Origin of the sequence: Methylobacterium tarhaniae (genome assembly GCF_001043955.1) — a bacterium.
In the GTDB taxonomy this organism is placed as follows: domain Bacteria; phylum Pseudomonadota; class Alphaproteobacteria; order Rhizobiales; family Beijerinckiaceae; genus Methylobacterium; species Methylobacterium tarhaniae.
The window spans coordinates 41,558-57,917 of record NZ_LABZ01000027.1 but is presented as its reverse complement, the minus strand read 5'-3'; the positions used below and the strand labels follow the sequence as shown (position 1 = coordinate 57,917).

General features: G+C 70.1%; 14 protein-coding genes. 10 read left to right on the top strand and 4 right to left on the bottom strand.

Features of this window, described 5'->3' with window-relative positions:
• Positions 1-551 (bottom strand): uroporphyrinogen decarboxylase family protein (locus tag VQ03_RS05335; protein WP_048449835.1); only part of this gene is annotated, 551 nt, incomplete at its 3' end.
• A 540-nt stretch (positions 552-1,091) separates the two neighbouring features.
• On the opposite strand from VQ03_RS05335, the gene VQ03_RS05330 reads away from it, so the two are divergent.
• From VQ03_RS05330 to dnaQ, 5 genes are all read left to right on the top strand, one after another.
• Entirely contained in the window at positions 1,092-1,922 is an 831-nt protein-coding gene (locus VQ03_RS05330; RefSeq protein WP_048449828.1) for a pyruvate, water dikinase regulatory protein, read from the top strand.
• Between the two features lies 1 nt (position 1,923).
• A complete protein-coding gene (locus VQ03_RS05325; protein WP_048449827.1) occupies positions 1,924-2,550 on the top strand; it encodes a Maf family protein in 627 nt (208 codons plus the stop codon).
• A 92-nt stretch (positions 2,551-2,642) separates the two neighbouring features.
• Positions 2,643-3,506: a shikimate dehydrogenase gene (locus VQ03_RS05320; RefSeq protein WP_048449826.1), complete on the top strand. Its 864-nt coding sequence runs from the start codon at positions 2,643-2,645 to the stop codon at positions 3,504-3,506.
• The gene (coaE, locus tag VQ03_RS05315) at positions 3,503-4,108 is read left to right on the top strand and encodes a dephospho-CoA kinase (RefSeq protein ID WP_048449825.1); all 606 of its coding nucleotides are present in this window, start codon (positions 3,503-3,505) and stop codon (positions 4,106-4,108) included. Before VQ03_RS05320 ends, coaE begins: the two co-directional genes overlap by 4 nt.
• Before the next feature lie 49 nt (positions 4,109-4,157).
• Positions 4,158-4,871: a DNA polymerase III subunit epsilon gene (gene dnaQ / locus VQ03_RS05310; RefSeq protein WP_048449824.1), complete on the top strand. Its 714-nt coding sequence runs from the start codon at positions 4,158-4,160 to the stop codon at positions 4,869-4,871.
• Between the two features lie 201 nt (positions 4,872-5,072).
• Here the strand turns inward: dnaQ and gcvP are convergent, their stop codons facing one another.
• The 3 genes from gcvP to gcvT all read right to left on the bottom strand — a co-directional run bounded on the left by gcvP (position 5,073) and on the right by gcvT (position 9,742).
• Positions 5,073-7,922 (bottom strand): aminomethyl-transferring glycine dehydrogenase, encoded by a 2,850-nt coding sequence (gcvP, locus tag VQ03_RS05305; RefSeq protein WP_048449823.1) that lies wholly within the window; start codon positions 7,920-7,922, stop codon positions 5,073-5,075.
• 296 nt (positions 7,923-8,218) lie between these two features.
• The gene (gene gcvH / locus VQ03_RS05300; RefSeq protein ID WP_048449822.1) at positions 8,219-8,581 is read right to left on the bottom strand and encodes a glycine cleavage system protein GcvH; all 363 of its coding nucleotides are present in this window, start codon (positions 8,579-8,581) and stop codon (positions 8,219-8,221) included.
• A gap of 15 nt (positions 8,582-8,596) precedes the next feature.
• Positions 8,597-9,742 carry a glycine cleavage system aminomethyltransferase GcvT gene (gcvT, locus tag VQ03_RS05295; RefSeq protein WP_083467789.1) on the bottom strand — a complete coding sequence of 382 codons (1,146 nt, stop codon included), beginning with the start codon at positions 9,740-9,742 and terminating at the stop codon, positions 8,597-8,599.
• Positions 9,743-10,122: 380 nt separating this feature from the next.
• On the opposite strand from gcvT, the gene mdeB reads away from it, so the two are divergent.
• From mdeB to VQ03_RS05275, 5 genes are all read left to right on the top strand, one after another.
• A complete protein-coding gene (gene mdeB / locus VQ03_RS05290; RefSeq protein ID WP_083467792.1) occupies positions 10,123-12,849 on the top strand; it encodes an alpha-ketoglutarate dehydrogenase in 2,727 nt (908 codons plus the stop codon).
• A 359-nt stretch (positions 12,850-13,208) separates the two neighbouring features.
• The gene (locus VQ03_RS31590; RefSeq protein ID WP_083467788.1) at positions 13,209-13,460 is read left to right on the top strand and encodes a hypothetical protein; all 252 of its coding nucleotides are present in this window, start codon (positions 13,209-13,211) and stop codon (positions 13,458-13,460) included.
• Between the two features lie 539 nt (positions 13,461-13,999).
• Positions 14,000-14,980: an AAA family ATPase gene (locus tag VQ03_RS05285; protein WP_245291974.1), complete on the top strand. Its 981-nt coding sequence runs from the start codon at positions 14,000-14,002 to the stop codon at positions 14,978-14,980.
• Between the two features lie 99 nt (positions 14,981-15,079).
• Positions 15,080-15,925, top strand: coding sequence for a DUF58 domain-containing protein (locus VQ03_RS05280; RefSeq protein ID WP_083467791.1), 846 nt, complete (start codon positions 15,080-15,082; stop codon positions 15,923-15,925).
• Positions 15,912-16,355, top strand: a complete 444-nt coding sequence (locus tag VQ03_RS05275; protein WP_048449818.1) for a DUF4381 family protein — start codon at positions 15,912-15,914, stop codon at positions 16,353-16,355. Before VQ03_RS05280 ends, VQ03_RS05275 begins: the two co-directional genes overlap by 14 nt.
• The last annotated feature ends 5 nt before the right edge of the window (positions 16,356-16,360 follow it).

Sequence of the window (16,360 nt, the reverse complement as noted above, 5' to 3'; positions counted from 1 at the left end):
GGGTCGCGGGCGGCGAGCGCCCGGGCGGGGGCTAGGTCCGGCGTGCCGCGTCCGCCGATCATGTAGCTCGCCACGGTCCAGGGCGCGCCGCAGAAGCCGAGCAGGGTCGTCTCGGCCGGCAATTCCGCCCGCAGGCGCCCGACCGTCTCGAAGACCGGTGCCAGATGGCGCATCACCCGCGGGTCGCCCGCCTCGATCAGCGCGTCGAATTCGCGCCGGCCGGCCAGCGGGTCGAGGCGGGGCCCCTCCCCTTCCACGAAGCGCACGTCCTGGCCGAGCGCGTGGGGCACCACCAGGATGTCGGAGAACAGGATCGCCGCCTCGAAGCCGAAGCGGCGGATCGGCTGGAGGGTGACCTCGGTGGCGAAGTCGGGGTTGTAGCAGAGGTCGAGGAAGGAGCCGGCCTCGGCCCGCACCGCCCGGTATTCCGGCAGGTAGCGCCCGGCCTGGCGCATCATCCAGGCCGGCGGCGGCGAGAGCGCCTCGCCGTTCAGCACCCGCAGGATCGGCCGCTCAGCGGCCCCCCGTCCGGCTCCCGCGGTTCCGCTCATTCTCCGCCCCCCGAAAACCTGAAATCTTGAAGCTCGCGCCACGCCGGCGGCTCGCTTCCCTATGCCGAGAACCGCCTCCCGGCGCCAGCCCGACGCTTGGTCGCGACCCTGGCGATCGCCGTCCCCACCCAGGCCTCTGAAAAGAAAAGAGAGATTCTAGGAATCTGTTTTTTCTTCTAGAGGCAGGCATCGCGGGGCCCCAGCCCCGTCCACAGCCCGTCCCCACCGCCGGTGCGTTAAGAGGCCTTTAACAGATTTGCTCCATTGTCGAAGGATCACGAGAGTCGCGAGGGGCTTGCGCCCCGTCGGACTCGACTCGGGCGTCCCACGTCCCGGATTCTCCCACGGGCGGCCCGCCACGAGTGTTAACGGCCGGCCTGTTGAGCCGCGGAGCCGTTAACCCACAGGCCTCGCGCCTGGACCTCGCTTCGTCGGCGCATTATCCACACTGATCGACTCCGCGCGGCCGATCGGTGGACGACACACTGGGCGCCGGAATCGGCCTGTCTGCCGCGCCCGCGGCGAGCCCGGGGAGCCCGCGTGGTCCGCAGCTACTTCCACCTCCACCTCGTGTCGGATTCCACCGGCGAGACCCTGATCAATGTCGGCCGCGCCGCGGCGGCCCAGTACGAGGGGGTCTCGGCGATCGAGCACGTCTATCCCCTCGTGCGCTCGGGCACCCAGCTCGAACGGGTGATCAACGAGATCGAGCAGGCGCCCGGCATCGTCCTCTACACCCTGGTCGGGCGCGAATTGACCGAGCGGCTGGAGGAGGCCTGCCGGGCCACCGGCTCGCCGGCCCTCTCGGTGCTGGAGCCGGTGCACCGGCTGCTGCAAGCCTATCTCGGCACCCACTCGACGGCGCGGCCGGGCGCGCAGCACATGCTGAACGCGGAGTATTTCAAGCGCATCGACGCGATGAACTTCACGCTCGCCCACGACGACGGCAACCTGCCGCACGATCTCAACGAGGCGGACGTGATCCTGCTCGGGGTGAGCCGCACCTCGAAGACGCCGACGGCGATCTACCTCGCCAATCGCGGCCTGAAGACCACCAACATCCCGCTGATCCCCGGCGTGCCCCCGCCGGCCATCCTCGAGACCCTGCGCCAGCCGCTGATCGTCGGGCTGATCGCCTCGCCGGAGCGGATCGTCCAGATCCGGCAGAACCGCCTGCTCAGCCTCAAGGCCGACGATTCCTCCTCCTATGTCGACCGCGAGGCGGTGGCGAACGAGATCGCCACCTCGCGCCGGCTCTTCGCCCGCAACCGCTGGCCGGTGATCGACGTCACCCGCCGCTCGATCGAGGAGACGGCGGCGGCGATCGTCGACCTCCACCGCGAGCACCGGCTGAAGTTCATCGCCGACTAGAATGACGACCTCCCCCGCTTCCCCGCTCTGGCGCGGCCTCGCGCCGCTCCTCCTCGCCTCGACCAGCCCGACAAGGCGCGGGCTGCTCGCCGCCGCCGGGCTCGCCCCCGAGACCCGGTCGCCGGGCGTCGACGAGCGCGCCGTCGAGGCGGCGGCCGAGGGCTTGTCCCCTGAAAACCTCGCCGAGCGCCTGGCCGCCGCCAAGGCGGCGGCTGTCGCGGGCCGGGCGCCCGACCGGGTGGTGATCGGCGCCGACCAGGTGCTCGACCTCGACGGCACGGTCCTCCACAAGCCCGCCGACCGCGCGGCGGCCGCGTCCCATCTCGCGCGGTTGCAGGGGCGCACCCACGCGCTCCACTCCGCCGTGGCGCTGGCGCTCGACGGCGCGGTGGCCGAGGTCTTCGTCGTCACCGCGCGGCTCACGATGCGGCCGCTCGATGCGGCGGGGATCGCCGCCTATCTCGACGCCGCCGGCCCCGCCGTCACCGGCAGCGTCGGCGCCTACCAGATCGAGGGCGTCGGCATCCACCTGTTCGACCGCATCGAGGGCGACCATTCGACCATCCTGGGCCTGCCGCTGCTGCCGCTGCTCGCGCGGTTGCGCGGGCGGGGGTTGCTGGCGTTCTGAAGGCGCGCTCCGACTTGGACCGGCGGCGTCATGCGAACCTCTTCCATCCCACCCGCGACACACATTCGAACTGTCCGAAACTTGGCTTCCCCATGACGACCCCGCACCCCAGAGCCTTCGTGGTGGGCCACCCGATCGCCCATTCGCGCTCGCCGCTGATCCACGGCCATTGGCTCGCCGAGCATGGCCTGGCCGGGACTTACGAGCGCATCGATATCCATCCCGATGCGTTCCCGGCCTTCGTCCGGTCCCTGCGCGAGGTGGGCTTCGTCGGCGGCAACGTCACGATCCCGCACAAGGAGGCGGCGTTCCGCCTCGCCCAGGTTCTGACTCCGCGGGCTGAGCGGATCGGCGCGGTCAACACGCTGTGGTTCGAGGACGGGCGCCTGCACGGCGACAACACCGACGCGCCGGGCTTTCTGGCCCATCTCGATGCCAGCCTCGGCGCCGGCTGGCCGGAGGCGACGGGCGTCGCGGATGGCCGCGCCGCCCTGGTGCTCGGGGCCGGCGGGGCGGCCCGCGCGATCCTGGTCGGCCTCCTCGAACGCGGCCTCGACCGCCTGATCGTGGCGAACCGCAGCGCCGAGCGCGCCGAGAGCCTGACCGCCCTCGATCCTGCCCGGATCACCGCCGTTCCCTGGACCGCGGTGCCGTCGCTCCTCCCCGAGACCGGGCTCCTCATCAACACCACGGCGCTGGGCATGGCCGGGCAGGACGCGCTCGCCCTCGACCTCGCGCCGCTGCCCGGCGCGGCGGCGGTGGCCGACATCGTCTACGTGCCGCTCGAGACCCCGCTCCTCGCCGCCGCCCGGGCCCGGGCCCTGCCGGTGGTGGACGGACTCGGCATGCTGCTGCACCAGGCGGTGCCGGGATTTTCCCTCTGGTTCGGCCGCACGCCCGACGTGACGCCGGCCTTGCGCGCCCGCATCGTCGCCGATCTCGGGAGCCACGGATGAGCCGGCCCTTCGTCCTCGGCCTCACCGGCTCGATCGGCATGGGCAAGAGCGCCACCGCGGCGATGTTCCGGGCCCGCTCGGTGCCGGTCCACGACGCCGATGCCTGCGTGCACGCCCTCTACGGGCCTGGCGGGGCCGCGGCGGCGGCCATCGGCGAGGCTTTCCCCGGGACGCTCGCTCCCGACGGCTCGGTCGACCGCGCCGCCCTGCGTGCCGCGGTGCTCGGCGATCCCGAACGCTTGCGCCTCCTCGAATCCCTGGTGCACCCCCTGGTGGGCCGGGCGCGGGACGATTTCCTCGCCAGCCACGCCGCTGCGCCGCTCGTGGTGCTCGACGTGCCGCTGCTGTTCGAGACCGGCGGCGAGGCGAGGTGCGACGCCGTCGCGGTCGTCACCGCTCCGCCCGAGGTGCAGCGCGCCCGGGTGCTCGCCCGCCCCGGCATGACCGAGGACGCCTTCGCGCAGATCCTCATGAAGCAGATGCCCGACGCCGAGAAGCGCCGGCGCGCCGACTTCCTGATCGAGACCGACCGCGGATTCCCCCATGCCGAGGCGCAGGTCGACGCGGTGATCGCCGCCGCGGCAGCGAGGCGGGCCGGTTAACGCTTCGTCGCTATACCGGTCGAAAGACCTCTCTCATGGGAGCCGCAGGATGCTGCGCGAGATCGTCCTCGACACCGAGACCACCGGCACCGACGCCAAGACCGACCGGCTGATCGAGATCGGCGGCATCGAGCTTCTCAACCACATCCCGTCCGGCCGCGAGTTCCACCGCTACATCAACCCGCAGCGGCCGGTCTCGGAGGGCGCGTTCCGGGTCCACGGCCTGTCCGACGCCTTCCTGGCCGACAAGCCGCTCTTCGCGCAGATCCTGCCCGACTTCCTGGAGTTCTGCGGCGACGCGACGCTCGTGATCCACAACGCCGCCTTCGATGTCGGCTTCCTCAACGCCGAATATGCGCGCCTCGGCGACAAGTCTCCGCCATTGATCGAACTGGCCAGCGTCGTCGACACCCTGGCACTCGCCCGCCGCAAGCATCCGGGGGCGGCCAACAACCTCGACGCGCTGTGCTCGCGCTACGGCATCGACAATTCCCGCCGCACCAAGCACGGCGCGCTCCTCGACTCGCAGATCCTCGCCGAGGTCTATATCGAGCTGTTGGGCGGCAAGCAGACGACGCTCGGGCTGACCGTCGAGAGCGTGGCCGGCCCGGCCGGCCCGAGCTTGCGTGCGGCCCCCGTCGAGCACGGCCCCCGCCCGACCCGCAGCCGCCTCACCGAGGCCGAGCTGGCGGCGCACACGGCCTTCGCGGCGGGGTTGGGGGAGAAGGCGATCTGGCGGGACTACGTCGGGGAGGCGGGGTGAGACGGTTTCCGTTCGATTTGTCTAAACAAGGGTAGAGCAGATCTCCCCCTCTCCAGGCGATGCCGGGCTTGCCCGGAGAGGAAATACCACGCTTTGTTATTTTAGTTATTGATCGTTTGAAATGTAAAATCGCGTAAAAACGATCTATATTCAAGTTCCAAAGGAAGCGGGCGGCCATGCGAAACGGCCGCCCTTCGTTCGTTACTCCGCCGCCTTCATGTAGCTCTCCACCGGCGGGCACGCGCAGACGAGGTTGCGGTCGCCATAGGCGTTGTCGACCCGGTTGACGGGCGGCCAGTACTTGTCGACCCGGAAGGCGCCGGCCGGGAAGCAGGCGGCCTCGCGGGAATAGGGCCGCTCCCAGGGGCCGATCAGGTCCTCGACGGTGTGGGGTGCGTTCTTGAGCGGGTTGTCGGCCCGGTCCATCCGGCCCTCCTCGATCGCTCGGATCTCCTCGCGGATCGCCAGCATGGCGTCGCAGAAACGGTCGATCTCGCCCTTGGTCTCGGACTCGGTCGGCTCGATCATCAGGGTGCCGGCCACCGGCCAGCTCATCGTCGGCGGGTGGAAGCCGCAATCGATCAGCCGCTTGGCGATGTCCTCGACGCTGACGCCCGCGCTCTTCATCAGCGGGCGGGCATCGATGATGCACTCATGCGCCACCCTTCCGTGGGTGCCGGTGTAGAGCACGTCGTAGGCCCCGGCGAGGCGCCTGGCGATGTAGTTGGCGTTGAGGATCGCGATGCGCGTGGCTTGCGTGAGACCCCGCCCGCCCATCAGCAGGCAATAGCTCCAGGAGATCGGCAGGATCGCCGCGGAGCCGAAAGGCGCGGCCGAGACCGAGAACTCGCGTCCGTCGGTTTCCACGTGACCGGGCAGGAACGGGATCAGGTGCGCCTTGACGCCGATCGGTCCCATGCCGGGCCCGCCGCCGCCATGCGGGATGCAGAAGGTCTTGTGCAGGTTGATGTGGCTGACATCGGCCCCGATATCGCCCGGCCGGGCGAGGCCGACCAGGGCGTTGAGGTTGGCGCCGTCGAGATAGACCTGGCCGCCATGGGCGTGGGTGATGTCGCAGATCTCCCGCACCGCCTCCTCGAACACCCCGTGGGTGGACGGGTAGGTGATCATGCAGGCGGCGAGGTTCTGGCCGTGTTTCTCGGCCTTGGCGCGGAAATCGGCCACGTCGACGTTGCCGTTGCGGTCGGCCCCGACCACCACCACGGTCATGCCGCACATCTGCGCCGAGGCCGGGTTGGTGCCGTGGGCCGAGGACGGGATCAGGCAGATCGTCCGGTGCCCCTCCCCGCGCGACAGGTGGTAGGCGCGGATCGCGAGCAGGCCGGCATACTCGCCCTGCGCGCCGGAATTCGGCTGCATCGAGATCGCCGCGTAGCCGGTGATGTCGGCGAGCTTCTGCGAGAGATCGGCGATCATCTCGGCATAGCCCTCGGCCTGGTCCTTCGGCGCGAAGGGATGCAGCTCCGAGAATTCCGGCCACGAGATCGGCAGCATCTCGGCGGTGGCGTTGAGCTTCATCGTGCAGGACCCGAGCGGGATCATCGCCCGGTCGAGGGCGAGGTCGCGGTCGGCGAGGCGGCGCATGTAGCGCGTCATCTCGCTCTCGGCCCGGTTCATATGGAAGATCGGGTGGGTCAGGTACTCCGAGGTCCGGATCAGGCCGGCCGGCAGGCGCGGCTCGGGCCAGGATTCGTCGTAAGTGAGCGCATCGCCCCCGAAGGCGCGCCACACCGCCTCGACGATGTCGGGCCGGGTGCGCTCGTCGACCGTGATGCCGATCCGGTCGCTGCCGACTTTGCGCAGGTTGATCCCGTTGGCGACGGCGTTCTTCAGGATCACGCCCTGGAACGGCCCGACCGTCACGGTGATCGTGTCGAAGAACGCGTCCGGATGGGTCTCGAAGCCGAGCTGGTTGAGACCTGCGGCGAGCCGGGTCGCGTCGCGGTGGATGCGCATCGCGATCGCCTTGAGCCCGCGCGGCCCGTGGAACACCGCGTACATCGAGGCGATGACCGCCAGCAGCACTTGGCTGGTGCAGATGTTCGAGGTCGCCTTCTCGCGCCGGATGTGCTGCTCGCGGGTCTGGAGCGAGAGCCGGTAGGCGCGGTTGCCGCGGGAATCGACCGAGACGCCGACGATGCGCCCGGGCAAAGCCCGCTTGTGGGCGTCCCGCGTCGCCATGTAGGCGGCGTGGGGCCCGCCATAGCCCATCGGCACGCCGAAGCGCTGCATCGAGCCGACCGCGATGTCGGCCCCCATCTCGCCCGGGGGCTTCAGGAGGGTGAGCGAGAGCGGGTCGGCCGCCACCACGGCGATGGCGCCCGCGTCGTGGAGCTTGGCGAACACGTCGGTGAAGTCGTGGGCCGCGCCCTCGACGCCCGGATACTGGACGATCGCGCCGAACACGCTCGCGGGGTCGAGATCGGTGAAGGGATCGCCGACGACGATCTGCCAGCCGAACGGCTCGGCCCGGGTCTTCAGGACCGCGATGGTCTGCGGCAGGCACTGCGCGTCGACGAAGAACGCATCCGGCTTGGCCGTCGCGACCCGGCGCGCCATGCCCATCGCCTCGGCGGCGGCGGTCGCCTCGTCGAGGAGCGAGGCGTTGGCGATGTCGAGCCCGGTCAAGTCGCTGACGCAGGTCTGAAAATTCAGGAGCGCTTCGAGCCGGCCCTGGCTGATCTCGGGCTGGTAGGGCGAGTAGGCCGTGTACCAGGCCGGGTTCTCGAAGATGTTGCGCTGGATCGCCGGCGGCATCGTGGTGCCGTGATAGCCCTGGCCGATCAGCGAGGTCAGGAGCTTGTTCTTGTTGGCGGTGGCGCGCAGGCGCTCGATCGCCCGGCGCTCCGACAGGGCGGCGCCGAACTCGGTCGCTTCCGTCTGGCGGATGCCCGCCGGCAGGGTCTCGTCGATCAGGGCGTCGAGGCTCTCGGAACCGACCACCTCCAGCATGCGGGCGATCTCCTCCACCGACGGGCCGATATGGCGGCGGTTGGCGAAGTCGTAGGGATCGTACTTGTCCATCGGCATGAGGGGGTGCCCCGGTCGGAGCCGTTGCGAAGCGGCTCGAAAGGTGGAGCGCGTCTCCCCTCTCCAGGCGATGCCGGGCTTGCCCGGTATCGCGACAAGGTGTGGGAGAGGGGCCGGGGGTGAGGGTGATACGGTTCAGTGTGAAGCTCAGACCGTCGTGCTGGCAGCTCGACGCTCAGTGCTTCATCCGGAGGCGTGTCACCCTGCGCGATCTTCGATCGCCCCTACCTCTCTCCCACTCGGGAGAGGGGATCCCGCGCTATACTGGTGTCAGATCAGGTCGAGCGGAAATCCCGTCAGCCGACTAAGGCGCGGTAGGCCGCCTCGTCCATCAGCCCGTCGAGCTGCGACGGGTCGCTGAGGCGGACGCGGTAGAGCCAGCCGGCGCCCTGCGGATCGGTGCCGACGCTCTCCGGGTTGCTCACCGCATCCTCGTTGACCTCGGTCACCTCGCCATCGACCGGCGCGTAGACGTCCGAGGCCGCCTTGACCGATTCCACCACCGCGGCGGCGGCGCCCTTGGTCAGCGTGGCGCCGACCTTCGGCAGCTCGACGAAGACGAGGTCGCCGAGCTGCTCGGCGGCGTGGTCGGTGATCCCCACCGTCGCCACGTCGCCCTCCAGGCGCAGCCACTCGTGCTCGTCGGTATATTTCAGCATGAAAATTCCCTCTCCTCAGGACCGTTTGAAGCCGGCGGGGCGGAACGGCAGCGGCACCACCGCGCAGGGCAGGCGCTGGCCGCGGACCTCGGCGAAGACTTGAATGCCCGGCATGGCGAGCGCACTCGGCAGCACCCCCATGGCGATCGGCCCGTCCAGGCTCGGCCCGAAGCCGCCGGAGGTCACCCGGCCGACCGCCTCGGGCGCGTCGGCCGCCTCGTAGAGCGCCGCACCGGCTCGCACCGGGGTGCGCCCCTCCGGCTTCAGGCCCACCCGCAGGCGTGCCGGCCCATCCGCCAGCTCGGCCAGGATGCGCTCGGCCCCCGGAAAGCCGCCGGCCCGGGCTCCGCCGCGACGGCGCACCTTCGGGATCGCCCAGGACAGGCCCGCCTCGACCGGAGAGGTCTCGTGGTCGATGTCCGAGCCGTGCAGGCACAGGCCGGCTTCGAGGCGCAGCGAATCGCGGGCGCCGAGGCCGATCGGCTTCACCTCCGCATCGGCGAGCAGTGCGCGGGCGAGCGCCAAGGCGGATTCGGCCGGCAGGGCGATCTCGAACCCGTCCTCGCCGGTATAGCCGGAGCGAACCGCCACGCCCTCCTCTCCCGCGAACGCGATCGGGCGCGCATCCATGAAGCGCATCTCGGCGACCGCCGGCAGGTGGCGGGCAAGCGCCGCTTCCGCCCCCGGACCCTGGAGCGCGATCAGCGCCCGCTCGACCGGCTCGACGGTGCACGCGGTGCCGATCGCGTCGAGCAGGTGGGCGAGGCCGGCGGCCTTGTTGGCGGCGTTGACGATCAGCAGGTAGTGGTCGCCCAGATTGGCGAGCATCAGGTCGTCGAGGATACCGCCGCCCTGCGTGGTGAAGAAGCCGTAGCGCTGGCGCCCCGGCTTGAGCCCGAGAACGTCGATCGGCAGCACCGTCTCGAGGGCGCGGGCGGCGTCGGTAAGGTCGCCGGAGCGGGCCCGCACGGCGATCTGGCCCATATGCGACACGTCGAACAGGCCGGCGGCCTTGCGGGTATGCAGATGCTCCTTCAGGAGCCCGAGCGGGTATTGCAGCGGCATCGCGTAGCCGGCGAACGGCACCATCCGGGCGCCGACCTCCTGGTGCAGGGCATGCAGGGGAGTCTGGAGCAGGCTGGAGGCCGTATCGGCGGTCATCGGTGGGAGGCTCCCGCGCATCCGGGCACGAGCGGGCCGGCGACCCCCGATCCCTTGCCGAAGCTGGTTCGGCGAGGAAATATCGACGGGAGGGCCGGTCCCGCACGGTCCGACTTTGCCCGGGACCTTAGGACAAAAGTGCCATTGACGCTACCCGGCGGGTGAATTCCGGACCTGGCTCGACGGCGGCACGGATAGGTGGCGCTGCCGCCACGTTGCGGCAAGATCGACCGCGTGAACCCGGTCTCGCGAAAATGTTTTGCGCTTCCAGTCGAACCGGCGGCAAACGAAGCAGCATCTGCCGCGACCGGGGGATTATCCTGGCGCCATCGATGGGAGGAGACAAGGCCATGAGCGCGAGCGCCAAGCCGATTCCGGCCATGCCGGTCAACGAGAACGACCGCTCGAACGGGCCAGGAAACGGGCCAGGAAACGGGCAAGCCATCCTGGGGCCGCGCGGCGTCGCCGATCCGGATCCGGCCGAGACCGCGGACTGGCTCGCCTCGCTCGAATCGGTGCTGCGCCACGGCGGCGCGGCCCGGGCCCGCTTCCTCCTCGACCGGCTGGAGCAGAAGGCGCGGGAGATCGGCGTCGTCGAGGAGGCGCCGCCCTACTCGCCCTACCGCAACACCATCCCGCTCGAGAAGCAGCCGCCCTATCCGGGCGACCTCGCGGTCGAGGAGCGGATCACCTCGATCATGCGCTGGAACGCGCTGGCCATGGTGGTGCGGGCCAACATGGCCTATGGCGAACTCGGCGGCCACGTCGCCTCCTACGCCTCGGCGGCCGAGATCTTCGAGCTCGGCTTCAACCACTTCTTCCAGGCCGGCGACGCCACCGGGGCCGGCGCCGACCTCGTGTTCTTCCAGCCGCATTCGGCGCCCGGCGTCTATGCCCGCGCCTTCCTGGAGGGGCGGCTCTCCGAGACCAACCTCAAGCATTACCGCCAGGAGATCGCCGGCGAGGGCCTGTGCTCCTATCCGCATCCCTGGCTGATGCCCGAGTTCTGGCAGGTGCCGACCGGCTCGATGGGCATCGGGCCGATGAACGCGATCTACCAGGCGCGCTTCATGCGCTACCTGAGCGACCGCGGCCTCGCGGATACGGCCGGTCAGCACGTCTGGGGCGTGTTCGGCGACGGTGAGATGGACGAGCCGGAATCGATCGGCGCCCTGACGCTCGCCGCCCGCGAAAAGCTCGACAACGTCACCTTCGTCATCAACTGCAACCTCCAGCGCCTCGACGGGCCGGTGCGCGGCAACGGCCAGATCATCCAGGAGCTGGAAAGCGTCTTCCGCGGCGCCGGCTGGAACGTCGTCAAGGTGCTGTGGGGCTCGGAATGGGACGCGATCTTCGCCCGCGACACCAACCACGCCCTGCTGCGCCGCTTCGCCGCCACGGTGGACGGCAAGTACCAGACGCTCGGGGCCAAGGACGGCGCCTACAACCTCGCCCACTTCTTCGGCGAGGACGAGGAGGTGAAGGCGCTCGTCTCCCACATGTCGGATGCCGACGTCGACAAGCTCAAGCGCGGCGGCCACGATTTCCGCAAGCTCTACGCGGCCTTCGCCGCCGCCAAGGCCACCAAGGGCCGCCCGACCGTGATTTTGGCCAAGACCAAGAAGGGTTACGGCATGGGCGGCGCGGGTGAGTCGCGCATGACCGCTCACCAGGCCAAGAAGCTCGACACCGACGCCCTCAAGGCGTTCCGGGACCGCTTCGCCCTGCCGCTCACCGACGCGCAGGTCGAGCGCTTGGAATTCTACAAGCCCGACGAGAACAGCCGCGAATTGCGCTACCTGCGCGAACGGCGCGAACAACTCGGCGGCTTCCTGCCCAAGCGCCGGCGCACGGCGGCCCACGTCGCGGTGCCGGACCTCTCCACCTATGCGGGCTTCGCGCTCGAGGCCGACGGCAAGGAGATGTCGACCACCACCGCGGCGGTGCGGCTGTTCAGCAGCCTGATCAAGCACAAGGAACTGGGACCGCGCGTCGTGCCGATCGTCGCCGACGAGGCACGAACCTTCGGCATGGCCAACCTCTTTCGCCAGGTCGGCATCTACTCGCCGCTCGGCCAGCTCTACGAGCCGGAGGATGCCGGCTCGATGCTCTACTACAAGGAGTCCCGCGACGGGCAGTTGCTGGAGGAGGGGATCACCGAGGCCGGCGCCATCTCGTCCTGGGCCGCGGCCGCGACCTCCTACAGCGTCCACGGCCTCGCGATGCTGCCGTTCTACATCTACTACTCGATGTTCGGCTTCCAGCGCGTCGGCGACCTGATCTGGGCGGCGGCCGACCAGCGCGCCCGCGGCTTCCTGATCGGTGCCACCGCCGGCCGCACCACGCTGGGCGGCGAGGGCTTGCAGCATCAGGACGGGTCAAGCCACCTCGTCGCCGCGACGATCCCGAATTGCCGCGCCTACGACCCGGCCTTCGCCTACGAGATGGCGGTGATCCTCGATCACGGCACCCGCGACATGATGGAGCGCGACGTGGACGCGTTCTACTACGTCACCGCGATGAACGAGAATTACGCCCAGCCCTCGATGCCGGAGGGCGTACGCGACGGGATCATCCGGGGGATGTATCGTTTTGCCGGCTACGGAAATGGTGAGCCGGCTATTCGCCTCCTCGGCTCGGGGGCGATCCTGCCGGAAGTCATCGCGGCTGCAAAGCTTCTCGCCGAAGAGTGGGGTATCGCCGCCGAGGTCCACAGCGTCACGAGTTTCAGCGAGCTCGCCCGCGAGGCCCGCGAGGTCGAGCGCATCAACCGCCTGAACCCCGGTTTGCCGGCAAAGCGCAGCCTCGTCGAGGAGTCGCTGTCCGGCTCCGCGCCGGTCGTCGCCGCCACCGACTACGTCCGCGCCTACCCGCAGCTGATCGCGACCGCGATCCAGGCCCGCTACGTGACGCTCGGCACCGACGGCTTCGGCCGCAGCGACACCCGCAGCGCACTGCGCGCCTTCTTCGAGGTCGACCGGCACCACGTCGCGGTGGCGGCGCTCGCGGCGCTCGCCGACGAGGGCCATCTCGACCGGGCCAAGGTGGCGGACGCCGTGGCGCGCTACGGGATCAGCCCGAACCGGCCGGCGCCCTGGACGGTGTAACGGGATTCGGCGACGCAGGCCGGGGCGCTCCGTCTGGGAGCGCCCTCCCCCTTCTCCTTTGTGAGAGAGGATCCCGCGCGTCCGCGTGAAGTCGGGAGCGAGGGCCAGCCAATCCCGCTCAGCTTGACCGTGTGGAGGGCCGTTCAGGATGGTTTACGGACCATGGCCCTGAGCCTACGCGAGCACGCAAGACTCGAACACCGTAGCTTGAAGGCTCTGCCTACGACCTCGCTCTTAACAGCTAAATTTCTTAAATGCATCGAATCAAGGCGGCGTGCCCGCACGCTCTCGAACCATTTTGAGCTTCAGCCGTTTCCTCTCTCCGATTTATGTAACATCGAAAAAGGGAGGGGTCTATCATGGGCAAATGGGTGTTCGCCGCCGCGACGACTGCCGTGCTGATAACGTCCGGTGCTCCTAGCTTTGCCCAGGGCATCCGGATCGGGCCTGGCGGCGTGGAGATCGATGACGGACGAGGCTATCGCGAAGAGCGCGACGAGCGTCGCCACCGCCGCATGTGTCGGGAGCTTCGTGACCGTTGCGAGAACAGGGACGTCTACGGCGAGGAAGGGCAGGGCAACTGCCGCCGCTATCGCCGCATGTGCGGTTGAGCGGTGGTTATCGCTTAGCTAATACCAACGGTCGTTGAAAACGACCTTTGGTTCCGTTCTCGAGTTTTCGCCAAGCCTCTGGCTTGATGTCGAAAATTCGAGATGGTCAACGGTCTGATGCGTCAGCATCTTAGGCCGTTGGTATAATGGTTCCAAAAATCCAACCTGAGGGTCGGAGCAAATAATCCATGACCTTCTTGGATGAATGCGGAACGAGAATTTTCAGGCACTCGAGATTTGCAAGATAGAGTGCCTGAAAAGACATTTTTTAAAAGATATTATTTCTATATGTCGGATCATATTGCAGGTTGATCGCTCAAGGTTGCAGGCGGCCTTTCGCATGGCCAGCCTGATGAGGTTTGATCCCAGGCGCCGGGCGCTCTCGCCCTCCACCGCGGACTTAAGCACACCCCACCCGCCTCACTCGCGGGATTGACGCATCGGAAAAGACACGGCCTGATCCCCCAAAAGCCGGCACGCGAAGCACCGGCCCGATGGGGGAGACGCAACGAATGGCGCGAGGCGCTGAGCAGGTCGCGATGCGCAGCATCGCGGGAGCCGAGGATCCGGTGCGCGCGCGGCTCCACGCCCTGCGGACCGGCCTGGAGGCGGGCCTGATCGGTGCGTCCGGCCTCGTCGAGCGGCTGTTGATCGGGCTCCTCACCGGCGGCCACCTGCTGATCGAAGGCGCGCCGGGCCTCGCCAAGACCCGGGCGGTCAAGCGCCTCGCCGACGGGCTCCATACGGGCTTCGCCCGCATCCAGTGCACCCCCGACCTGATGCCCGCCGACCTTACCGGCACCACGGTCTGGCGGCCCGACGGCGGCCGGTTCGAGTTTTTGGCGGGCCCGCTCTTCCATTCCCTGGTGCTGGTCGACGAGGTCAACCGGGCGCCGCCGAAGGTGCAATCGGCCCTGCTGGAGGCGATGGCAGAACGCCAAGTGACGGTGGCGGGCATCACCCACCCCTTGCCCGATCCTTTCATGGTGGTGGCAACCCAGAACCCGATCGAGCATGCCGGCACCTTCCCGCTGCCGGAGGCGCAGCTCGACCGGTTCCTGCTTCACGTCGTCGTCGAGATGCCGGACGAGGCGTCCGAGCGCCGCATCCTCGACCTCGTCGAGGGCGAGATGAACGCGGAAGCCGCGCCGATGCCGGTGCGCCTGACCGCCGAGGAATTGCGCGCCGCCCGCGCCGCCGCGCTCAAGACCCATGTCTCGCCGGCCCTGAAGGACTTCCTGGTCCGCCTCGTCGCCGCCACCCGCGGCGGGCCGGCGGCGGCCGACCTGCGCGGCGCCATCGAGCATCCGGTCTCGCCCCGCGGCACCTTGGCGCTGATGCTCGCCGGCAAGGCCCGGGCCTACCTGCACGGGCGCGACCACGTGGTGCCGGACGACGTCGTGGCGCTCGCCGGCGACGCGCTCGCCCACCGCCTCGCCCTCACCTGGCGCGCCGCCGCCGAGGGGCAGACCGCTCGCGCCGTGGTGGCCGGCCTGCTCGACCGGGTGCACCCGCTCTGAGGATCTTGAACTCTGAGGATCTCGTCTCCCGTGGCACGGCCGCTCCCCAGCACGGATCCGCTCGCGCAAGCAGGCATCGCCCTCGAGGCCGGGGCGCTGATGGGCCTGCGCCACCTCGCCCGCCGCGGCGCCGGGGCGACCACGAAGGCGCGCTCCGGGCTGCCCGGCGGCATCGTCACGCGGCGGCGCGGGCGCGGCAGCGAGCCCGACGACGTGCGTCCGTGGGCCGAGGGCGACGACGTGCGCCACATCGACCGCAACGCCACGGCCCGCACCGGCACGCCGCACGTGCGCACCCACCACGAGGAACGCGACCGCGCCGTGGTGCTGCTGGCCGATTTCCGGCCCTCGATGCTGTTCGGTACCCGCCGGGCCCTGCGCTCGGTCGCCGCCGCGGAGGCGCTGGTGCTGCTCGGCTGGCGCATCGTCGGCGATGGCGGCCGGGTCGGCCTCTGCGCCGCCGCCCCCGAGCCGGTGGCCCTGCCGCCGCGGGCCGGTGGGCGCGGCATGGCGGCCCTGTGCCAGGGCCTCGCCCGGGCGCATGAGAGCGCCCTGGCGGCGGCGCCCCACCTCGATCCGCCCCTGGGCCCGACCCTGGAACGAGCCCGCGCGCTGCTGCCGGCGGGCGGGCACCTGGTTCTGGCGAGCGCCCTCGACGCTCCGGGCGAGGGCTTTTCGGAGAGCGCGGCGGCGCTCGCCGAGCGGGTCTCCCTCAGCCTGATCCTGGTGAGCGACGCCTTCGAGCGCGCGCCCCCTCCCGGCCTCTATCCCTATGCTACCCCGGACGGGCGCCGCGGCACGGCCCGGATCGGAAAGGCGCGCCCGGCGCCGGAGGATCGTCTCGCGGCCTATACCCGCCTCGGCCTCGCGGGTCTGCGCCTCGACACCGAGATCGGACCGGAAGGGTTCGCCCCCCTGATGGAGCGGCTCGATGCCGTGCTGTGAGGGGGCACAGTCCATCCAGGCGACCCTCGCCGGCCTTCGCGGCCTGCACGCCCCGCCCGATCCGGGCTGGATCCGGCCCGAGATCCTGGCCGCCGTCACCCTCGGCCTGGCCCTGGCCGGCCTCGCCGCCTGGCTGACGCCGCGCTGGCGCGCCCGCCCGATCCGCCAGGCGGCGTTGGCCGACCTCGCCGCCGCCCGTGCCCTGCCGCCGCAGGAGCGCCGCGTGGCGCTGGCGCGGTTGAGCCGGCGGCTCGCCCGCAGCCTCGGGGTCGAGGGAGCGGCGGGGCTCGATGCACGTCTCGGCACCGATTTCTTCGACAGCGGTCCCGGCCGGGCGCTGAGCCACGATCTCTACGCCCCGGGCCCGGCGCCCGATCTCGGCGCGGCGGAAGCCGGCCTCGCCCGGGTCCTCGCGGGCTTGCGGGCTTGACGACG